This is a genomic window from Enterococcus sp. GPZ-007 (genome assembly GCF_059374735.1).
In genome coordinates this window covers 96,131-113,033 of record NZ_JCAFYN010000005.1, presented here as the reverse complement: position 1 = coordinate 113,033, position 16,903 = coordinate 96,131, and the positions used below count along the sequence as shown (strand labels likewise).

The following is a 16,903-nucleotide window of genomic DNA, read 5'->3' as shown; positions in this document are numbered from 1 at the left end:
TGGGATTAATCGTTGTATTCAGGAACCCATTTAGCCTCTTCAACAGCCGCTTTCACATCTGAGATTTCTTCACGGTTCAATTGTTGGTCAACCACTGATTTCACGACTGTTTCAGCGATGATTTGAGAGAATTCCGTCAATTTAGCGACTGGAGGCAAGATAGATGCACCTGGTTTTGTGACATCAACAATTCCGCCTAAAGCACGGCTAGCTTGAGAAATGATTTCATCATTTACGCGAGTCGAAGTTGAAGCAATTAAGCCTAAACCAAGACCTGGGTACATTAGCGCATTATTAGCTTGACCAATTTGATAAGTCACGCCTTTGTATTCCACATCGGCAGCAGGGATACCCGTTCCGATCAAGGCTTTACCATCAGTCCAGTTAATTAGGTCTTCAGCAGTTGCTTCCGCTAATTTTGTTGGGTTTGATAAAGGCATAATGATTGGACGTTCAGTGTGTGCAGCCATTTCTTTAATGATTGTTTCGCTGAAAGCACCTGGTTGAGTAGAAGTCCCGATCATAATTGTAGGGTGAATTTCTTTCACTACGGCTTCTAGGTTTGTTAATTCTTCACTGTTTGTAAATTCTGCACGTTTTCTAGCAAATGGAATTTGTCCAGGAGTTAAGCCTTCTGTGTCTTCAAATAATAGACCTTGTTTGTCAACTTGGTAGAAGTGTTTACGCGCTTCTTCTTCAGGAGTTCCTTGACGAACCATTTCCTTTAATAGAATGTTGGCAATACCAACACCGGCAGTACCAGCACCAAATGTTAAAATCGTTTGATCTTTCAAGTCTTCACCAGAAATGTTCAATCCGCCTAATACACCGGCAAGTACAACGATCCCAGTTCCTTGGATATCATCATTAAAGGTAGTGATCTTATCTTGATATTTTTCTAAGATATTTGCGGCATTGCCACGTCCGAAGTCTTCCCAGTGCAATAGCAATTCAGGGAAAAGCTCTGTTGCTGATTCAACGAATTTGTCGATGAAGTCATAGTAAGTGTCGCCAGTTACACGTTCATGACGGTTCCCTAAGTAAAGCGGATTATTCAATAATTCTTCGTTATTCGTACCAGCATCGATAGAGACAGGTAATACTTGTGCCGGGTTAATTCCAGCTGCAGCTGTGTAAACCATTAATTTACCGATAGCGATGTCGACACCGTTAACACCCCAGTCACCCATACCTAAGATTCCTTCTGCATCAGTCACAACGATCAAACGAATGTCGCGGCCGTCAGCAGCGTTTTTCAAGCTGTCTTTAATACTTTCTGGATCATCGATAGATAAGAAAGCTGCATCTTGTGGTTCAACGAAGATTTCGTTGTATTGTTCGATGGAATCCGCAACAACTGGATCATAAACGATTGGCATGAACTCAACTAGATGTTGACCCATTAATTTGTAGAATAATGTCCGGTTTGTATTAAAAACGTTCATTAAGAAAATACGTTTTTCCAAATCAGATGGTTTGCTTAAATATTGTCCGTAGGCTTGAACAGCTTGTTGTTCTAATGTTTGAACGGTGCTTGGAAGCATTCCTGTAATACCGTATTTTGCCCGTTCTTCTTTGGTAAAAGCAGTTCCTTTATTTAAAAAGGGGTTGTTTAATAAATTTAAACCTGTAAGCATAAATAGATCCTCCTAAATTTTGATTGCTCACGAAGTATAAAAGGAGAAGGAAAGTATAGTCAAAACGTTGGGTAACGATAAGTTTTGTTTATATGAGGGAGGGGAAGGAGCGTACAAGGGAATCATACTTTTTCCAGAAAGAATCCTTTTGTCTCTTTAACACACAGAAAATAAATTGGGTTATACTGAATATAAGAGATATACGGAGTTCTTAATTGGCAGTTACTTTACTATCTGGAGGGGGGAGAGGACATGTTAATTGTGGGAATTAGTTGTTTGCTATTATTCTTAGTGTTGCTGTTCAGCCTTTTATTCTTAAATTTACAACAGTTCGATGAAGAGATAACCCTCAAAGTAATAGCCTGGCGCCGGCCCTTCGCCAATCGGATCATGCTGTTTTTTACTAAGCTTGGCCGAGCAACGGGGGTGATTATTGTGATTGGTGCGTTGGCCCTAGTTCCACCATTTCGTTCAGCAATCTTGAAACCAGCTGGTCTATCTCTAGCTATTGGCTGGGGTTTGGCTTATCTGATCAAACGGATTGTCAAGCGTCCCCGTCCGGTGGGTGAGCGCTTAGTTGAAGAGGTGGATGCCAGTTTTCCTAGTTTCCACGCGACGTGCTCTAGCGCGCTTTATTGTAGTATCGCACTTGGTGGCGGGGCGGTTTATCCTCAATGGCTGCCCTTATTGGTAATCCTTTGTGTAATAATCGCTGGAATGATTGGCTTTTCTCGCGTGTATTTAGGAATTCATTACTTGTCAGACGTAGTAGGCGGCTGGTTGTTTGGTGCCGGGATCACGCTGATTCTGCAATGGTGGTTGTTTATTTATGGGTGAGGGCAAGTGAGCTCATCATTAATAGTGATCGTAAGTAAGAATCGGTTCAGTTACTATTGATTAGATTGAATTAGTGTAAAAAATAGTCAAGAGCTTCTCATTAACAGAGAAGTTCTTGACTATTTTTATTGAATAATTTCAAATCCATAGCCGCGAATATGCTCTTTTAATAGTTCTAGATAAGTGTGCCCCAAATGACTTAGCTCCAGCTGCTGCTGCTTGATCCAGCCTAAGGTGATCACATCCTCGTACTCTAAAGGAATTGCGACGATCTTATCATCATTTAGCTCACTACTGATGATTCCAGAACTGATTGTGTAGCCATTCAGGCCAACCATTAGATTAAAAATCGTGGCGCGATCACTGACCTTAATGTTCTTTTTCCGATCCCAAGTGCTGAGAATTTCTTCGGAAAAATAGAACGAGTTGTTATCCCCTTGCTCGTAGGATAAATAAGGATACTCCTCAAGATCACTCAGTTGGATTGTCTTCTTAGCAACTAACGGATTGGTCCGACTGACAAAGACATGAGGTTTGGCATTAAATAGCGGGGTAAACTCTAATCCCTTCTCTTTAAATAGTTTTGTCATGACCTGACGATTAAAAGAGTTCAGATATAAAACTCCTAATTCGCTTTTGAAGCTAGCAAGGTCATCAAAAATATTTTCCGTTTCAGTCTCACGCAAAGTAAAGTTGTATTCATCTGCATTGACGGTCCGCAGCAATTCCACAAAGGCGTGGACCACAAAGGCATAGTGTTGGGCAGAAACTGAAAAATTTTGCCTGCGTAGAGGTTCATTTTTAAATTTTTCCTCCAGCAAATTGACTTGATCCAATATTTGGCGGACATAGATCAGAAATTCACGACCTTCTGCAGTGGGAATGATCCCTTGTTTGTTTCGGACGAGCAACTGAACATTCATTTCATTCTCCAGCTCCTTTAGAGCATTGGAGAGACTGGGTTGAGTCAGAAACAAAGCTTTAGCCGCTTCGTTGATGGAGCCTTTTTCAATAATTTTCTCAAAATAAATTAATTGCTGCAGACGCATCGTCTCACCTCTTTTCTATAAATTATAGCTGATGTTATAGTTATTGGCTATAACTGGTTATTATTTTTATCAGTTATTCAATCTCTAAAAAGAATGATATTGTGTACTGTATCACAGATTGAACAGGAGAACCGCTAAGAGACGCGTTGATTTAAAAAAGAATATAAAACTCTTGAAAACAGCTGAATGGAAGTGAGTGTTATGTCCAGCATCTTATCATTTGAAGTTTTCCCACCAAATACTCAAGTTGGGACAGAAAAATTGTTTGCGACATTGGAGGAGCTGCGGGAACTGCAGCCTGATTTTATCAGTGTGACCTGTAGTAATAATCGGAAAACGATTGAAGAAACAACCCTAAAAGTGGCAGATTATATCCATAATGAATTACAGGTGCCGACAATCGCCCACCTGCCCGCAGCATATCTGGATCAAAATCAGGTCCAACGACTAGTAGAACAATTGGATCAAATTGGCATCCATCAGATTTTAGCCCTGCGAGGCGACATTAGTCCTGAGCTACCACCTAAAAAGGATTTCACTTATGCGAGTGATTTGATTGACTTTGTAAAGAAGCAAGCACCAGCTTTTCATGTTAGTGGCGCTTGCTATCCTGAAGCTCATCCAGAATCTCTAAATCGGATTGAGGATATTAAAAGCTTAAGACAAAAGGTTTCTGTAGGATGTGATCAGTTGATTACACAGTTGTTTTTTGACAATGAATTGTTCTATCAATTTCAAGAATCCTGCGATTTAGCTGATATCAAGGTTCCTATTTTGGCAGGAATTATGCCGATCGTGAATCGCAAACAGGCCTTGCGCTTGATCAAGACAACGAACACGAAGCTTCCACGGAAATTTTTAGCCATTTTAGAAAAGTATGAACACGACCCAGTAGCCCTGAGAGAGGCTGGATTGGCTTATGCTGTAGATCAGATCATTGATTTAGCGACACAAGATGTTGCAGGAATTCATCTGTATACAATGAACAATGCTGAAGTGGCAAAGCATATTTATCAAAATACTAAGAACGTGCTAAGTGGCCAAATAAAAGCAGGTTAGCGCGAATTGTTTATCGAACAGAATAAATCAAACGTTGATGAGAAGAGTAATGGATGCTGCTGGATACAGAGACCTCGGCTGGTAAGAAAGAGGATAAAGCAAACTCGATGAAGATGAGCTCTGAGTGTTCTATCGGGTTAACGCTCGTTAGAACCTTGCCGAGTTTCGCATGGAACTGTCGAGTTTTTTTAATACGAATTTGGGTGGTAACACGGTATGATCCGTCCCTTTGTCTGATGACAAAGGGACGTTTTTTTTACAAAAACGAAGTGAACGATTTGATCAATTGTTTTACGGAGGAAGGGGATCAAATCATTGTTCAACCACCTGTGTACTATCCTTTCTTCGATGTGATCAGAGACCAGAAGCGTCAGCTTGTGACTTCAAATTTAGTTGAAACACCGGCTGGCTATCAAATGGACCTGGTTCATTTTGAACGGCAGCTGATCGAAAATGATATCAAGCTGTTCATTCTGTGTTCTCCTCACAATCCAGTCGGACGTGTTTGGAGTAAAGAGGAACTTAAAACGGTCCTTACCTTGTGTCAAAAATATGGGGTACTGGTCATTTCTGACGAAATCCATTCTGATTTGATCTTAACAGGAACATCCTTTGTTTCGGCAGTGACAGTGGCTAAAGAGGTAGATTTTTTAGATCAGCTGATTGTCTGCAACGCACCATCAAAAACGTTCAATTTAGCATCACTTTTGAATGCCCACATCTGGTTGCCAGGCGAAAATTTACGCAAACAGTATCAGAAATGGGAAAGTCTTCATCACCATACAGGGATAAGCGTTTTGGGACAAGTGGCGGCGATCGCTGCTTACGAAACAGGGGATGATTGGCTGCGTGATTTGTTAGCCATCGTAGAAGAAAACTATCAGCTATTACAACGACAGCTCTTGAATGCTATACCAGAAATCAAGCTTAGCGAGCTTCAAGGAACCTACTTGGCTTGGTTGGACTTAAGAGACTGGCTGTCAACAGAAGCTGATGTAAAGAATACAGTCCAAAATCAGGCTAAATTGGCAATTGATTACGGGGAATGGTTTTCATCTGAAACAAAAGGATTTATCCGTATCAATTTGGCAACAAAACCGGAGAATATCCAAAAAGCAATAACAAATTTAATTGAGGTCGATCACAAGCTTTAAGGGAGGAAATGGAGAATGAACTATCATACAGCAACAGAATTGGCGCAGATTGGGAATCATAGTGATAAGCAGACAGGAGCGGTCTCGGCACCAATCTACTTATCGACGACTTTTTCCCACCCAGAGCTGGGACATAGTACGGGCTATGACTATACACGGACAAAAAATCCTACTCGAATGATTTTAGAAGAAGCATTGGCGAAGTTAGAAGGAGGCAGTCATGGGATTGTAACTAGCTCTGGCATGAGTGCGATCCAGTTAGTTTTCAACTACTTCCCAGCTAAAAGCGAGTTCTTAGTTTCCCGTGATCTATATGGCGGAAGTTATCGATATTTCCAAGAATTAGAACGACAAAGTGCTGCAGTCTTTCATTATTTTGACGATTTCGACAGCCTTAAAAGACAATTGACTGAAAGGATCGACGCTGTCTTTTTAGAAACACCAACGAACCCTTTGATGCAGGAGGTCTCGATTGCCGATACCGCGAAACTAGCTCAACAAAAGCAGTCGCTATTGATCGTGGACAATACCTTCTCAACGCCATTAAGGCAGCAGCCTTTAAAGGCAGGGGCAGACATCGTCGTTCATTCAGGCACGAAGTTTTTAAGCGGACATAATGATATTTTGGCAGGGGTCGTGGTGGCAAAGGATTCTGACATAGGTGAGAAATTAGCTTGGCTTAGCAATACGACCGGACCAACGCTATCAAGCTTTGACAGCTGGTTGTTTATTCGCAGCTTGAAAACATTAAAGGTTCGTTTTGAACAGCAAGAACGCAATGCACAGGAAATCGCTGAAGCTTTGGGACAATTTCCTCAAGTAGAAAAGGTGCTTTATCCCGGGATTGGTGGAATGATCAGCTTTTTGGTCACTGACGCAAGTAAAATCACACATTTTTTAACTCAATTACAGCTAATTACTTTTGCGGAAAGCTTAGGCGGAGTAGAGACCTTGATCACTTATCCGACGACTCAAACACATGCGGATATCCCGCAGGAGCTGCGAGAGTCCTACGGTTTGACTGACAACCTGCTACGCCTTTCGATCGGGATCGAAGATAGTCAAGATCTGCTGACGGATCTGACTCAGGCCTTCAATGTCTTTGATGATTAGATGAAGGGAGGCAGCTCATGAATTTACAGCAATATCGTTATGTTCAAACGATCGCGAAAGTGGGGAGCTTCAGCCAGGCGGCTAAAGAATTATTTGTTACGCAGCCTAGCCTTTCCAGTTCAATCAAAGAGGTGGAGAGCGAACTGAATGTTCAGCTTTTTCATCGCTCAAAATCCGGTGTCTGCTTAACAGAAGCCGGGAGTGACTTTTTGATCTACGCCAAACGGATATTAGCTCAGGTAGAAGACATGGAGAAGCATTTTTTACTAGGAACAAAGAGAAGTTTTTCTGTGATCTCTCAGCATTATGACTTCCTTTATGAACCGTTTATGGCAGTGAGGGAAGAATTTCAATCTGTTTGTCAGAACTTTTCTATCATTTTTATTTCACCTCTTCAATAAGTTTGAAAACTGCTTAACAAATTAAATTATCATTTTTTTTAAATTATTCCAAAAAAAACAATTCTTGTTATTGCCCAATCATCTAGGCTCTGGGCTCGATATCACTTATACTTAACTAAAGAGCAACAATAGGAGGTTGATCACGTGGGAATATGGGCTCAGAAAGAACTGTTGCATTATGGTGAGTATCGAGTCGGTCGTGTCATTTTAATTACCACGTTGAAAGGCGAAATGACACTCAAATTCAATGTCCTAAATAAAGCTGGAGATATTTTATACAAGTTCAGACAAAATATGGAGGAAGACAATTTTGAAGTTGTCGTGGAATCTATCACGTCCAATGAGATCGGTGACATTCAGCAAATTTTCAGCAATAATCAAGCTGAATGGGGAGAGTGCAGCTTGGAGGACACTCTAGGGATTTTTGGACTGGAGCTAGTAGATAATTCTGAAATGCTGAAATATGGTCAAAACGAAAATGATACTGTGATCAGTTATTCTTTTCATTCAAGTTTGGAGGAAACAGGTGCAGTTTCAAATAATGTAGAATTTTTTGAAGAAGGAACCTCAGAGCAAGATATCATCGGCAACTATTTAATGCCTAAGCTTTTAGCAAATGAGAGATCAGATATGCTAAAATTGAAGATTGTAGAGAATGGCGAGCTAAAGTGCTATAGAATAACCTTAAGTGCATAGTTTTTTGATGGCGTGAAAGAGAATTTCAGCTTGATTTTTTCCATTTGCTTATACTAAAACGACCTACCAATCAAACAAGAACGAAGAATTTGAAACGTTGATCTGTAAAAGGATCAGCGTTTTTTTGTGCAGCAAATTTTGCCATCCATTTAATCATTTCGAGTGAAAGTGTCCGACCCTTTCTTTCGTTCTTAATGATAAAACAAAATAATATGACTAAAAATAAAAAAAGAATTATTCAAATTGGTAAATAAAAGAAAAAAGATAGACAACCTCCCGAATTCAATGATGTGCTATTATTTTTTCAACAATTGATTTATGAATGCATCGTTTCCTGTAAAATTTTCGAATACAAATGCTTAGCTAAATGAAATCGTTAACTATTACATAGCTGAGACCAATATCTGGCAAACGATATTTCATAATTTCACCGTATCGATTTTCAAATTGAGCCAGTCAGATTATTTCATCATGAAGGAGTGAATAAAGATGTACTATAAAAAACTATATGCGATTTATTCTAGCAATGAAGATTTTGGGTATGTTACAGGAATCAGTGTTATTGAGGGTTCAAAATTTCTGAATACAACAAGGGTACTATCAGAAACGTGTCAAAAGAATGAAATTCCGATCTTCGCTCACCTAGTCGCAAGTATAAAACTATATTCGGATAAACAGGCTGCCCAAGAGGCAATCAAGGAATTTGCGTTATGTTCCAATATTCCAAGTGTAAAAACTTTAGTAGCAAGAGAACTTGATGATCGCGAGCTGTTAATGATCGATCGCTGTCGCAGAGCTGTTAATGAACAAAATACGGCCTGGTCCTACCTGAGACAATTCAAACTTAGAAAGCTAAAATGTCCTTCCTGCAGTAACAAGAGTGTGGTTGATATGATCGTGGGCGAGACGAACTACCTTGTGTTGTCAAAGGAGACACCAATCATCTCTGAAGAACAGTTTCAAAAACAAGTGAAGATTTATTGCAACAAATGCGGAGCAAAGATAGTATAAAAATCTGTGTTTTCATTTATCAGCTGTTTAGCATTCAGGAGGGTGTGTGGGTGAAAAGAAGAACCTTGCGAAGAGAATCAATTGACTACGAGCAGTATCGTGATGGTCGGGGCATTTGAATCACCACGCTAAAGGATGAGACGTTAGACATACTAGAATTAGCGGGAAATGTCTTATACCGAAACATAGAAAGTATTAGAGAAATATCTGATTTTAAAGCTTTTAACTCATGATGAGGTATTAGACACAATCGAAATGAAATTTAGCAAAAAAGGAACGCTATCGGCCTAGCGATTAGTCTTAGATTAGCCATGAGAAATCCTAAAGATTGCTGCTGAACTCACGAAAATGATATGATGACAACGATAGAAAGAGGAGATAACAGTGAAGAAATGGAAAAAGATTCTTCTGACTGTTCTGATCGGAATCGTTGTCGTGATGGTCGGGGGAGTAGCCTACCTAAAAACACAAACTTATGCTCCGACAGAGAGGGCACAACAGACAGCAGAAAAAGGGGAAAGCAGCAGGGATTGGCTTTACTTTCCTTCTAATGACAAGACCAAACCAATGATCATTTTTTATCCAGGAGCGCTAGTTGATCCGGAAAGCTATAGTCTATGGGCTAAAACCTTGGCAAAAGAAGGTTATCCCGTTTATATCTTGAAAATGCCATTAGATTTGGCTGTTTTGGCACCGAATCGTGGAGAGAAGGTACTTTCCGAACATCCTGAACGTGACTATGTGCTAGGAGGACATTCATTAGGTGGTGTGATGGCCAGTCGCTTTGCAAAGGCGCATTCCGATAAGCTGACAGGGATGTTTTTCCTAGCTAGCTATCCAGATGAGAAGGGAAGCTTGGCTGGTACGGAGATACCCATACTATCCCTGACTGGAGAGAATGACAAGGTTTTAAATCGCGAGGCTTATCAGAAAGCCAAAGAAGATTTGCCGAAAAGTACGGATTATCAAGAAATAGCTGGAGGAAACCATGGGGGCTTTGGTGCTTATGGCGCACAAAAAGGCGATGGAAAATCAACGATCACCGTTCAAAATCAACAGGTCGTAGAGCGTTTACTTGCTTGGTTAACGGAGAAAGTTGAATAGGTAGAAGCGCTGATCAGGCAATGTGATCAGCGTTTTTCGTGTTTCTGCTATCAAAAAAACTGCTTTTCCATGAGGAGGAATTATGCTAGTAAAAGAAAAGATAGAAAATTGTCCTGATCTAACCGCTTCTGAAAAAGTCGTTGCCGATTTTATTCTTAGTCTGGGCTTAGAGGTAAAAGAGATTTCTACTGCGGAGATCGCCAAAAATCCCTTTACCTCGCCAACCACTGCGGTACGATTAGCACAAAAAATGGGTTTGCCTGGCTGGAATGAGCTTAAGGAGCGCTTATTTCAGAGACGGAGTATTTAAATTCGCATTTTTCAGAAGTGGATGCCAATATTCCCTTTTCGGTGAATGAAAGCTTTATGTCTGTCGCCAATAAAATCGGAGCTCTTGAGATTGAAACAATACGCGACACGCTCTCTTTCTTGATTATAAAGTTTTGCACGAAGCTGCCCATCTATTGAACAATGCAAAGGCAATTCATGTTATCGGAACAAGCGTGTCATTGATCCATGGTGAACAGTTGTACGAAAGTGAGTAGGTAAGTACAGCTGATTGTGTGATTGTCTTAAGCTATTCCGGTGAAGCTGTTTTTTGAAAACGATCATGACGTGTTTAAAATAAGAAACAGATAAACATGATTAGTGTGACGAATATCGGTTCGAACATCATCGCAAAATCCGCAAAACTGAATTTGTTTTATTCAACACGTGAAAAGCTGAATCATAAAATCAGCGCTTTTTCTTCGGTGGGATCGATGGATTTTATTCTGGATGTCCTCTTTTCCATTGACTACAAGAAAAATTTGAACAAGCGCGTTGAATTAGCGAAGAAATATGAACTTAACCGGACTTCTGATACAAAGCAATTGATTGATGACGCATAAATAGTAAAGATTTAGAGCTTGGTAATAAAAGGATTGACAGGTATTTTTTACAGACATACAATTCAATTAATAAATCATGAATCCGTTTTCTTAGATGCAGATTTGGAAAGAGAGCTAAAATGAAGTTGAATGAGGAGATTATTTATCGAAATCCCGTCGTAGAGGATGCGGAGGATCTTGTCGCTTTTATAATCGTGTCGATGGTGAAACGACCTATTTGAGCTTTACAGAAAATGAGTATCCGCTTAACGTGGAGGAGCAGAAAGCAAATATTCTAAGTCTTGAACAGCAGCAGAATTCGGTCATGATTCTAGCGATTTCAGATGATCAGATTGTTGGTATCAGAACAATTACTTCCAGTAATAAAATCAAGGCAAGACACTGCGGTGAACTAGGTATTGTCGTTACCGAAAAATTTCAGGGACAAGGGATTGGCAGCGAATTGATTCGCCGAATGTTAGACTGGTCCAGAGCAAACGGCGTTACAACCAAAATTCAGTTAGACACTCGAACAGATAATTTTGGAGCAGTAGAATTGTATCAGAAATTTGGCTTCGAAATTGAAGGCGAATTGAAGAATACCACCTTAATTGAAGGAAAATACTACCATTTATATGTTATGGGATTGATGCTATAAGACATTCTATCAAGGCGGTCAAATTCGGCTGCCCTTTTATCAAGTTAAGAATGTCTTAGCAGAAAAATATATCCGCGGATTGTATGAACTAAGTGATCATACCAAGCTATATGTAAATACTGGCTTAGGCACGACAGCCATTCACGCCAGAATGGGGGTGCCGCCGGAAATCTCTGTCTTTCAAATCCATTTTTAAAGGAACAGATACTGTCATTTGTGATAACTATAGGATAAAGTTCATTGAAATAATAATGGACTTTATCCTTTTTAAGAATTCTAGGAAGGAAATAGTGGGTAACTAAAATTCCTCCCTAATGTAATACAGATGTTGCAGTATAATGAAAATAGAATGAAGGTTGGACTTTTAAGAAGCTAAACTTTTCTAATAGGGTAAAAAAAGCTTTCATCTATCATCTTGTTTTAGTTATTATAACTATATAGTATTTATAACATAGGAGTGATCACATGAAAAAAGCACTTATCAGCCTGAGTTTGTGTATGGGCTTATTAGGTTTAGCAGGGTGCAGCAAGGACGAGTCCCCAGCAAGCAAGGGAGAAAGTGATGACACGATCAAAGTTTCAGAAACTTACTCTTCCAGTAAAAAGAACAAAGCAACGCGTGAAAAGGCTAGTACTTCAAAAACGACTGAAGCCTCTTCAGCGGAAACTAGTGAAAGCTCGACTGATACTAGTATTGCAACTACCTTATGGGATACCAACAAATCTAGTGAACTTCAAAGCTTCATGCAGAGCTGGGGAAATACGATGGGGCAATCCTACAACGAATATCGCCCTGGGAACAATGTGAATTTTTACGGGATGCCATTACCTGAAGCAATTCTAGGAAATACTGAGAGTCCATTGGCAGTAAATGACACTATCGTATCAGCGGAGTGGTCTGATACAGGTGAATCCGCTGCTCAATACAGTATCGTTGCGGTCTATTCTGATGCGGAAACAGTTTCTGGCATGAAGACCAGACACGTCTACTTCTTTGCCTTTACCAATAATCAGCCAGTGGTTTTAGTATCCATGCAGAATCAAGGAATGCCGGACAAAGCACTGCACACCACTCAAACAGAAAACCAAGCATTGAATAGTGGTTTCCAAGCGATTGCGGCAGGCAAATCGACGGAACAAACAGCGGCAGCTGCTCAGCCAGAACCAGTGAACAACGATTGGACGTCAATGGAAGAAGCCATCGAATTTTATGAAGCAACCTACAAAAATCCAGCAAATGAAGTTAGCAAAGACATCGCCTGGGAAAATTACGATCGAAAATGCTGGAGTGTGACAGAACAAGAGGGGAATCGCATCGTTCTTCATTGGTCGAATATCAGCGGAGCAGGCGGTAGCTATGTGAAGTTCATCAAATACGACGATCGCACTGAAATAACGCATTATGATGGAAATATGTCTTATCCAGATAGTCCTAGTAAAAGATTCTACGTTCGAAACAGTGATCATCAAGTAATTTAAGTGGATATTTTTTAAGCCTGTCGAATGATGGGCTTTTTTCAGACTCTAGCTTACCGATAGTCGTCCCAACTTAATTCTGACCATGAGTAACAAATGCATTGATTGCTAAAGATGAGTCGTATCAACAACATTGCCTTTAAACAACTAGAGCGATACGAGAAGACTCGATTAACCTAGTGTCTGTGTGTCGGTCTTCTTCTGCGCCGAATAAAAATGAACCCTCCAACAATGACAACAACTCCCACTAATCCGTACCATAAATACTGATTGCTCTTTTCGCTAGAAGCTGCCGCTTGATTACTACTAGTAATGGAATTAGTTGCACTGGTGGCACTACTATTTTCACTACTAGATTTTGTGCTTTCACTGGTAATCGTTTTGTTGGTAAAAGCTGTTGCTAGTTGAAAATGTTGGTCGAAAGCTGTTCGATCAATAGATGGATCACTTAATTGATTGCTATCATCAAGATTCACTTGAGTACTATAAGCCCCTGAAACAGTAACGGTAGTCGCTCCAGTTCCTTCAACGACTTTTTCTCCATTCGCTACAACATTAACAGTTTTGCCTTCGCCATCGACAATCTTGCCACCTGACGCCACATTCAAATTGGTTACCTGTGAATCCTCAGTAACCACCCATTTCGATGTTTTATCAACATTGATCGTAATAGGAGAATCAGTGGGATTGGTATTCACATCATTTGTAGTAATTTCAGTACTTCCACTATAAGTAGAGCCTTCAGTCAGCGTAAGGTTAAGGCTGCTGATCGAGTCCACACTGATCTTACCAGCTAGTTTTTGGTCGATCCCTGTGACATTCACTATGCCCCCGTTGCTTCCGGCGGTTCCCCAATTATTTGAATTATTTCCTTGAATGGTCATCAATGCGGCTTTATCGTTATCAAAATCCAGCTTAGTATCCTGCAAAACGATATTCGCCTCAGTATTTGTGACATAAAACATGGTTCCCTCTGTAGCACTTTTTAAAGTGGAGTTGACCGCTTCAAAGGTTGCTGTTTCGCTAGTGGTTGATTCTGCGTCACCGGAAGTAGACTGATAAATAATCACGCCATTTGCGATAGGATCGCTGGCGGTTGCTTCGGTCAGCTCACTAGTCAAATCAGAATTGTATATCTGAATCGAATTAAAACCTTCCATTCCGGCAATCTGACTGCCCGTAGACGTTCCTTTCACATTATTTACTTCGATATCTCCAGTAGAATAAAGCAGGGGAGAACCTGAGCCATGCGTTGTAAACTGACTATCAGTTACGGAGATATTTCCGCCACCACGATCGGTTGCTAAAGCGGCACTGTGATCTCCTTTGGTATTAATCGTGGCTTTATTAGCGATAATGGTGCCGCCATAAGTCGCATCCATGCCGCGAGAGTTATCAGCTTCAGTCGCAATGATATTATCATTCGCGTAAATCATTCCTTTATCCGTTGCAAATAACCCATTACTTCCTTTATCACTGGCAGTCAATTGACTATTGGAAAGATAAGCCAAGGAGTTTTCATTTACTGATAATAAAATAGAATTCAACCCATAAAAGTTACTATTATCATCATTCGCACTTTCACCGGACTTTTCCAAAGCGGCTTCGGTAAGAGTCAATTTCCCGCCATTTTTTACCAGCACCGTGTTTTCGTCACCAGTAGTTGAACTGTGACTTTCACTTTTCGAGCTGGATTCCTGAGTATCGGCTACTAAACTGCCTTTCAATTCTCCGCTGTAATCGTAGGTCATCGTATTTGCACCACCGGGTCCACCGCCTCCTTCTGGCGGGGCTTCTGGAGCACCACCTTGTTCAACTGAAAACACTATGGCAGGGGACGCATTTGTGGCGCTCATTACTAAAGTACCGATTAATAAAATCGCAGCCGTTCGTTTAAAAATTACTTGGACCATCAAAAATCCTCCTTTTTACTAACTTCAACGTCTACTATAGTTGTTGAAGCTTAAAACAAGCTAAACGTTGAATGGTTCGATTGATACAAATCCTAGAAGGGTTCATGTACCTCCTTTCTTAATTGATTGAATCAATATCTGCAATTTCCCTCACAGGCGTCAGTGGAAATTTGTTCCCTACGCAATATTCAGTTTTCAAGGATCGGATTTAATCGCGAAAAAGGTTATTCCCGCGGGAGAATCGGTGGGTCCTCCTTATTGCGGTTCGTCCTGTTCAAGAGTCGTTTCAGCCAGCCATCTTTCCTGTTGGTTGGTGGGGATACAGGCTGTTGTTGTGAGCTAGAAGTCGGCAGAACGGTCTCCTGTTCGTGTTCCTTAAACGTTGGGCACGCAAGTTCTACTTGTGGGAAAACGTCCTTTTCCACCTTTACGGATGTTTCTATGTTTTGCATCTTCGCTACTTCTGTAACTGGTCGTACAAGTGGTTGCTTCGTCGAACCCAATAAAGGGAGAGTCGGGAACAACTGCTTTTCTTTCGGTTGAGCGATTTCTTCCTCTGGCACTTCAAAACAGCGGACTTCTTCACAGGTTGGTTCTTGAGCGGGTTCTCCGTAATAATTAAGCCCTTTTGGTTCATGTTCTGGGTTAAATATCAAAGTATCAATAGTGGTCACGATTTTTGCGGTCACCACTGAGTCAAAAAGTTTTACGCCTTTTTCTGTACAAATGTCTAATTTTGTTAGGAGCTCGCAGGCTTCTTTGATCTTTGGTGGGGTCAGTTCAGGGTCGAGCCCCTTATATTTCCAGTCATGGGTCCCGCCATCGCCTTTGCCAAAGGTCACGATTAAATCTTCGTTCATGGTTTTTTTATCCTTTCTTTGATGATTTTTTCTGCGTAGGTTAGTGGTTACAGCTTATTCTTTCAAGGTTCATTGGTTTCTTCGGGACGGGCAAATGAAAAGAAGGAACGGACTTTTGACACGACTTTTTCACCGAAGGTTCTTTGTGGAGAGACTCTTTGCGGCGAGATTTTCGAACTTAAAGTTTGCCACTCTGGTGTGATAAAATAGTCTTCAAAGTAATGGAAGAAGCGCTTCATGGTGCTAGTCGCTTTCGTATTCATAAACAGTTCGCGGACAAGATCCTTCAGAAAATGATCGAACTCCCTCGCTCCCAGCTGGTTGCGGACCTTGAGGGTCAAAATGTATTGGATCGTGACACTGCTGTTTTGGGTGGCTTGGTAAAAATTCGTAATACGTGTTTCTAATGTTTTTGGTTTCAAATTGAATAGCTGCCGGAACGACAGGGGTTGGATCTGCATCATGGGATTTCATCCTTTCTTTTTTTGGTAGAGGAGTGGTGGCAGCGCTACCATCACCCCTCAAGTATTGATTTAGAAAATAATTCGTTCAGTCGTTTCAACGTACTTGGCGGTCTCGATGGTGTGGAAGAGCTCCGCGCCATCTTTCTGGCAAAGCTTCACGGTGGTCATTTGTTCTAATAGTCCTTTGATCTCGGTGTCGGTTTTCAATGTATTCGGATCATTGAAGCTCCATTGTTGATCTTTGCCAAAGCTGGTTTTAAAGGTTGCGACAAGTTTTATCATAGACATTTATTTTTCTCCTTTCGTTATTTGGTGTAGCGGGTTTGGCTAGTCAAGACCACGCCATACAACTCGCTGCCTTCAACGGATAATCCTTTCATGATTTCGCCTAGTTCAAGGACTTTTTCTTCACTTGGTTCTTCGATCACATTTGGGAAGGTGATCTTCTTGATTTTCTCTCCACCTGCGTCGATCTCTACTTGTAATTTGTTTCCGATGTGTTGAATCATTTGTATTCCTCCAAATTATTTTTTGTTCCGGCCGGTGACTAAAAGATAGCGGATTTTCAAAAAAAGTGCGAACCGCAAATTTGCACTTTTACC

General features: G+C 40.7%; 19 protein-coding genes and 1 pseudogene. 13 read left to right on the top strand and 7 right to left on the bottom strand.

Annotated elements, in window-relative coordinates; all coding sequences use genetic code 11:
* Nucleotides 1-5: 5 nt before the first annotated feature.
* Complete coding sequence (locus tag AC4J95_RS04860; RefSeq protein ID WP_494548842.1) at nucleotides 6-1,637, bottom strand: malolactic enzyme; 1,632 nt, start codon at nucleotides 1,635-1,637, stop codon at nucleotides 6-8.
* Nucleotides 1,638-1,889: 252 nt separating this feature from the next.
* Between AC4J95_RS04860 and AC4J95_RS04855 the strand changes: the two genes are divergently transcribed.
* Nucleotides 1,890-2,474 carry a phosphatase PAP2 family protein gene (locus tag AC4J95_RS04855; protein ID WP_494548841.1) on the top strand — a complete coding sequence of 195 codons (585 nt, stop codon included), beginning with the start codon at nucleotides 1,890-1,892 and terminating at the stop codon, nucleotides 2,472-2,474.
* Between the two features lie 125 nt (nucleotides 2,475-2,599).
* Here AC4J95_RS04855 and AC4J95_RS04850 read toward each other — a convergent pair whose 3' ends face one another.
* Entirely contained in the window at nucleotides 2,600-3,523 is a 924-nt protein-coding gene (locus tag AC4J95_RS04850; RefSeq protein WP_494548840.1) for a LysR family transcriptional regulator, read from the bottom strand.
* A gap of 201 nt (nucleotides 3,524-3,724) precedes the next feature.
* Here AC4J95_RS04850 and metF point away from each other — a divergent pair, with 201 nt between their 5' ends.
* From metF to AC4J95_RS04790, 12 genes and pseudogenes are all read left to right on the top strand, one after another.
* A complete protein-coding gene (metF, locus tag AC4J95_RS04845; protein ID WP_494548839.1) occupies nucleotides 3,725-4,582 on the top strand; it encodes a methylenetetrahydrofolate reductase [NAD(P)H] in 858 nt (285 codons plus the stop codon).
* Between the two features lie 53 nt (nucleotides 4,583-4,635).
* A complete protein-coding gene (locus tag AC4J95_RS04840) occupies nucleotides 4,636-5,736 on the top strand; it encodes a MalY/PatB family protein (RefSeq protein ID WP_494548838.1) in 1,101 nt (366 codons plus the stop codon).
* Between the two features lie 15 nt (nucleotides 5,737-5,751).
* Nucleotides 5,752-6,849: a PLP-dependent transferase gene (locus AC4J95_RS04835; RefSeq protein WP_494548837.1), complete on the top strand. Its 1,098-nt coding sequence runs from the start codon at nucleotides 5,752-5,754 to the stop codon at nucleotides 6,847-6,849.
* A 17-nt stretch (nucleotides 6,850-6,866) separates the two neighbouring features.
* Entirely contained in the window at nucleotides 6,867-7,250 is a 384-nt protein-coding gene (locus tag AC4J95_RS04830; protein ID WP_494548836.1) for a LysR family transcriptional regulator, read from the top strand.
* Between the two features lie 144 nt (nucleotides 7,251-7,394).
* Entirely contained in the window at nucleotides 7,395-7,946 is a 552-nt protein-coding gene (locus AC4J95_RS04825; RefSeq protein ID WP_494548835.1) for a hypothetical protein, read from the top strand.
* Nucleotides 7,947-8,435: 489 nt separating this feature from the next.
* Nucleotides 8,436-8,957 carry a hypothetical protein gene (locus tag AC4J95_RS04820; RefSeq protein ID WP_494548834.1) on the top strand — a complete coding sequence of 174 codons (522 nt, stop codon included), beginning with the start codon at nucleotides 8,436-8,438 and terminating at the stop codon, nucleotides 8,955-8,957.
* A 384-nt stretch (nucleotides 8,958-9,341) separates the two neighbouring features.
* Entirely contained in the window at nucleotides 9,342-10,061 is a 720-nt protein-coding gene (locus AC4J95_RS04815; RefSeq protein WP_494548833.1) for an alpha/beta hydrolase, read from the top strand.
* Nucleotides 10,062-10,143: 82 nt separating this feature from the next.
* Complete coding sequence (locus AC4J95_RS04810; protein ID WP_494548832.1) at nucleotides 10,144-10,371, top strand: MurR/RpiR family transcriptional regulator; 228 nt, start codon at nucleotides 10,144-10,146, stop codon at nucleotides 10,369-10,371.
* A gap of 331 nt (nucleotides 10,372-10,702) precedes the next feature.
* Entirely contained in the window at nucleotides 10,703-10,951 is a 249-nt protein-coding gene (locus AC4J95_RS04805; RefSeq protein ID WP_494548831.1) for a hypothetical protein, read from the top strand.
* A 217-nt stretch (nucleotides 10,952-11,168) separates the two neighbouring features.
* Nucleotides 11,169-11,588: a GNAT family N-acetyltransferase gene (locus AC4J95_RS04800; protein WP_494548830.1), complete on the top strand. Its 420-nt coding sequence runs from the start codon at nucleotides 11,169-11,171 to the stop codon at nucleotides 11,586-11,588.
* 13 nt (nucleotides 11,589-11,601) lie between these two features.
* A pseudogene (locus tag AC4J95_RS04795) lies at nucleotides 11,602-11,784 on the top strand (metallophosphoesterase); the annotation flags it as partial.
* 269 nt (nucleotides 11,785-12,053) lie between these two features.
* Nucleotides 12,054-13,067 carry a DUF4767 domain-containing protein gene (locus tag AC4J95_RS04790; RefSeq protein WP_494548829.1) on the top strand — a complete coding sequence of 338 codons (1,014 nt, stop codon included), beginning with the start codon at nucleotides 12,054-12,056 and terminating at the stop codon, nucleotides 13,065-13,067.
* A gap of 173 nt (nucleotides 13,068-13,240) precedes the next feature.
* Here AC4J95_RS04790 and AC4J95_RS04785 read toward each other — a convergent pair whose 3' ends face one another.
* The 5 genes from AC4J95_RS04785 to AC4J95_RS04765 all read right to left on the bottom strand — a co-directional run bounded on the left by AC4J95_RS04785 (nucleotide 13,241) and on the right by AC4J95_RS04765 (nucleotide 16,810).
* Nucleotides 13,241-14,977: an autotransporter outer membrane beta-barrel domain-containing protein gene (locus tag AC4J95_RS04785; protein WP_494548828.1), complete on the bottom strand. Its 1,737-nt coding sequence runs from the start codon at nucleotides 14,975-14,977 to the stop codon at nucleotides 13,241-13,243.
* Nucleotides 14,978-15,201: 224 nt separating this feature from the next.
* Nucleotides 15,202-15,837 (bottom strand): DUF2922 family protein, encoded by a 636-nt coding sequence (locus AC4J95_RS04780; protein ID WP_494548827.1) that lies wholly within the window; start codon nucleotides 15,835-15,837, stop codon nucleotides 15,202-15,204.
* A gap of 62 nt (nucleotides 15,838-15,899) precedes the next feature.
* A complete protein-coding gene (locus AC4J95_RS04775) occupies nucleotides 15,900-16,298 on the bottom strand; it encodes a hypothetical protein (protein WP_494548871.1) in 399 nt (132 codons plus the stop codon).
* 72 nt (nucleotides 16,299-16,370) lie between these two features.
* The gene (locus tag AC4J95_RS04770) at nucleotides 16,371-16,589 is read right to left on the bottom strand and encodes a DUF2922 family protein (RefSeq protein ID WP_494548826.1); all 219 of its coding nucleotides are present in this window, start codon (nucleotides 16,587-16,589) and stop codon (nucleotides 16,371-16,373) included.
* 17 nt (nucleotides 16,590-16,606) lie between these two features.
* On the bottom strand, nucleotides 16,607-16,810 hold the full coding sequence (locus AC4J95_RS04765) for a DUF1659 domain-containing protein (protein WP_494548825.1): 204 nt from the start codon (nucleotides 16,808-16,810) through the stop codon (nucleotides 16,607-16,609).
* Nucleotides 16,811-16,903 lie beyond the last annotated feature (93 nt).

What these genes read in the sequence shown, in the direction of transcription:
- AC4J95_RS04860 (WP_494548842.1), bottom strand. Translation starts at nt 1,637, where the DNA reads ATGCTTACAGGTTTAAATTTATTAAACAACCCCTTTTTAAATAAAGGA.
- AC4J95_RS04855 (WP_494548841.1), top strand. Translation starts at nt 1,890, where the DNA reads ATGTTAATTGTGGGAATTAGTTGTTTGCTATTATTCTTAGTGTTGCTG.
- AC4J95_RS04850 (WP_494548840.1), bottom strand. Translation starts at nt 3,523, where the DNA reads ATGCGTCTGCAGCAATTAATTTATTTTGAGAAAATTATTGAAAAAGGC.
- metF (WP_494548839.1), top strand. Translation starts at nt 3,725, where the DNA reads ATGTCCAGCATCTTATCATTTGAAGTTTTCCCACCAAATACTCAAGTT.
- AC4J95_RS04840 (WP_494548838.1), top strand. Translation starts at nt 4,636, where the DNA reads ATGCTGCTGGATACAGAGACCTCGGCTGGTAAGAAAGAGGATAAAGCA.
- AC4J95_RS04835 (WP_494548837.1), top strand. Translation starts at nt 5,752, where the DNA reads ATGAACTATCATACAGCAACAGAATTGGCGCAGATTGGGAATCATAGT.
- AC4J95_RS04830 (WP_494548836.1), top strand. Translation starts at nt 6,867, where the DNA reads ATGAATTTACAGCAATATCGTTATGTTCAAACGATCGCGAAAGTGGGG.
- AC4J95_RS04820 (WP_494548834.1), top strand. Translation starts at nt 8,436, where the DNA reads ATGTACTATAAAAAACTATATGCGATTTATTCTAGCAATGAAGATTTT.
- AC4J95_RS04810 (WP_494548832.1), top strand. Translation starts at nt 10,144, where the DNA reads ATGCTAGTAAAAGAAAAGATAGAAAATTGTCCTGATCTAACCGCTTCT.
- AC4J95_RS04805 (WP_494548831.1), top strand. Translation starts at nt 10,703, where the DNA reads ATGATTAGTGTGACGAATATCGGTTCGAACATCATCGCAAAATCCGCA.
- AC4J95_RS04790 (WP_494548829.1), top strand. Translation starts at nt 12,054, where the DNA reads ATGAAAAAAGCACTTATCAGCCTGAGTTTGTGTATGGGCTTATTAGGT.
- AC4J95_RS04785 (WP_494548828.1), bottom strand. Translation starts at nt 14,977, where the DNA reads ATGGTCCAAGTAATTTTTAAACGAACGGCTGCGATTTTATTAATCGGT.
- AC4J95_RS04780 (WP_494548827.1), bottom strand. Translation starts at nt 15,837, where the DNA reads ATGAACGAAGATTTAATCGTGACCTTTGGCAAAGGCGATGGCGGGACC.
- AC4J95_RS04775 (WP_494548871.1), bottom strand. Translation starts at nt 16,298, where the DNA reads ATGCAGATCCAACCCCTGTCGTTCCGGCAGCTATTCAATTTGAAACCA.
- AC4J95_RS04770 (WP_494548826.1), bottom strand. Translation starts at nt 16,589, where the DNA reads ATGTCTATGATAAAACTTGTCGCAACCTTTAAAACCAGCTTTGGCAAA.
- AC4J95_RS04765 (WP_494548825.1), bottom strand. Translation starts at nt 16,810, where the DNA reads ATGATTCAACACATCGGAAACAAATTACAAGTAGAGATCGACGCAGGT.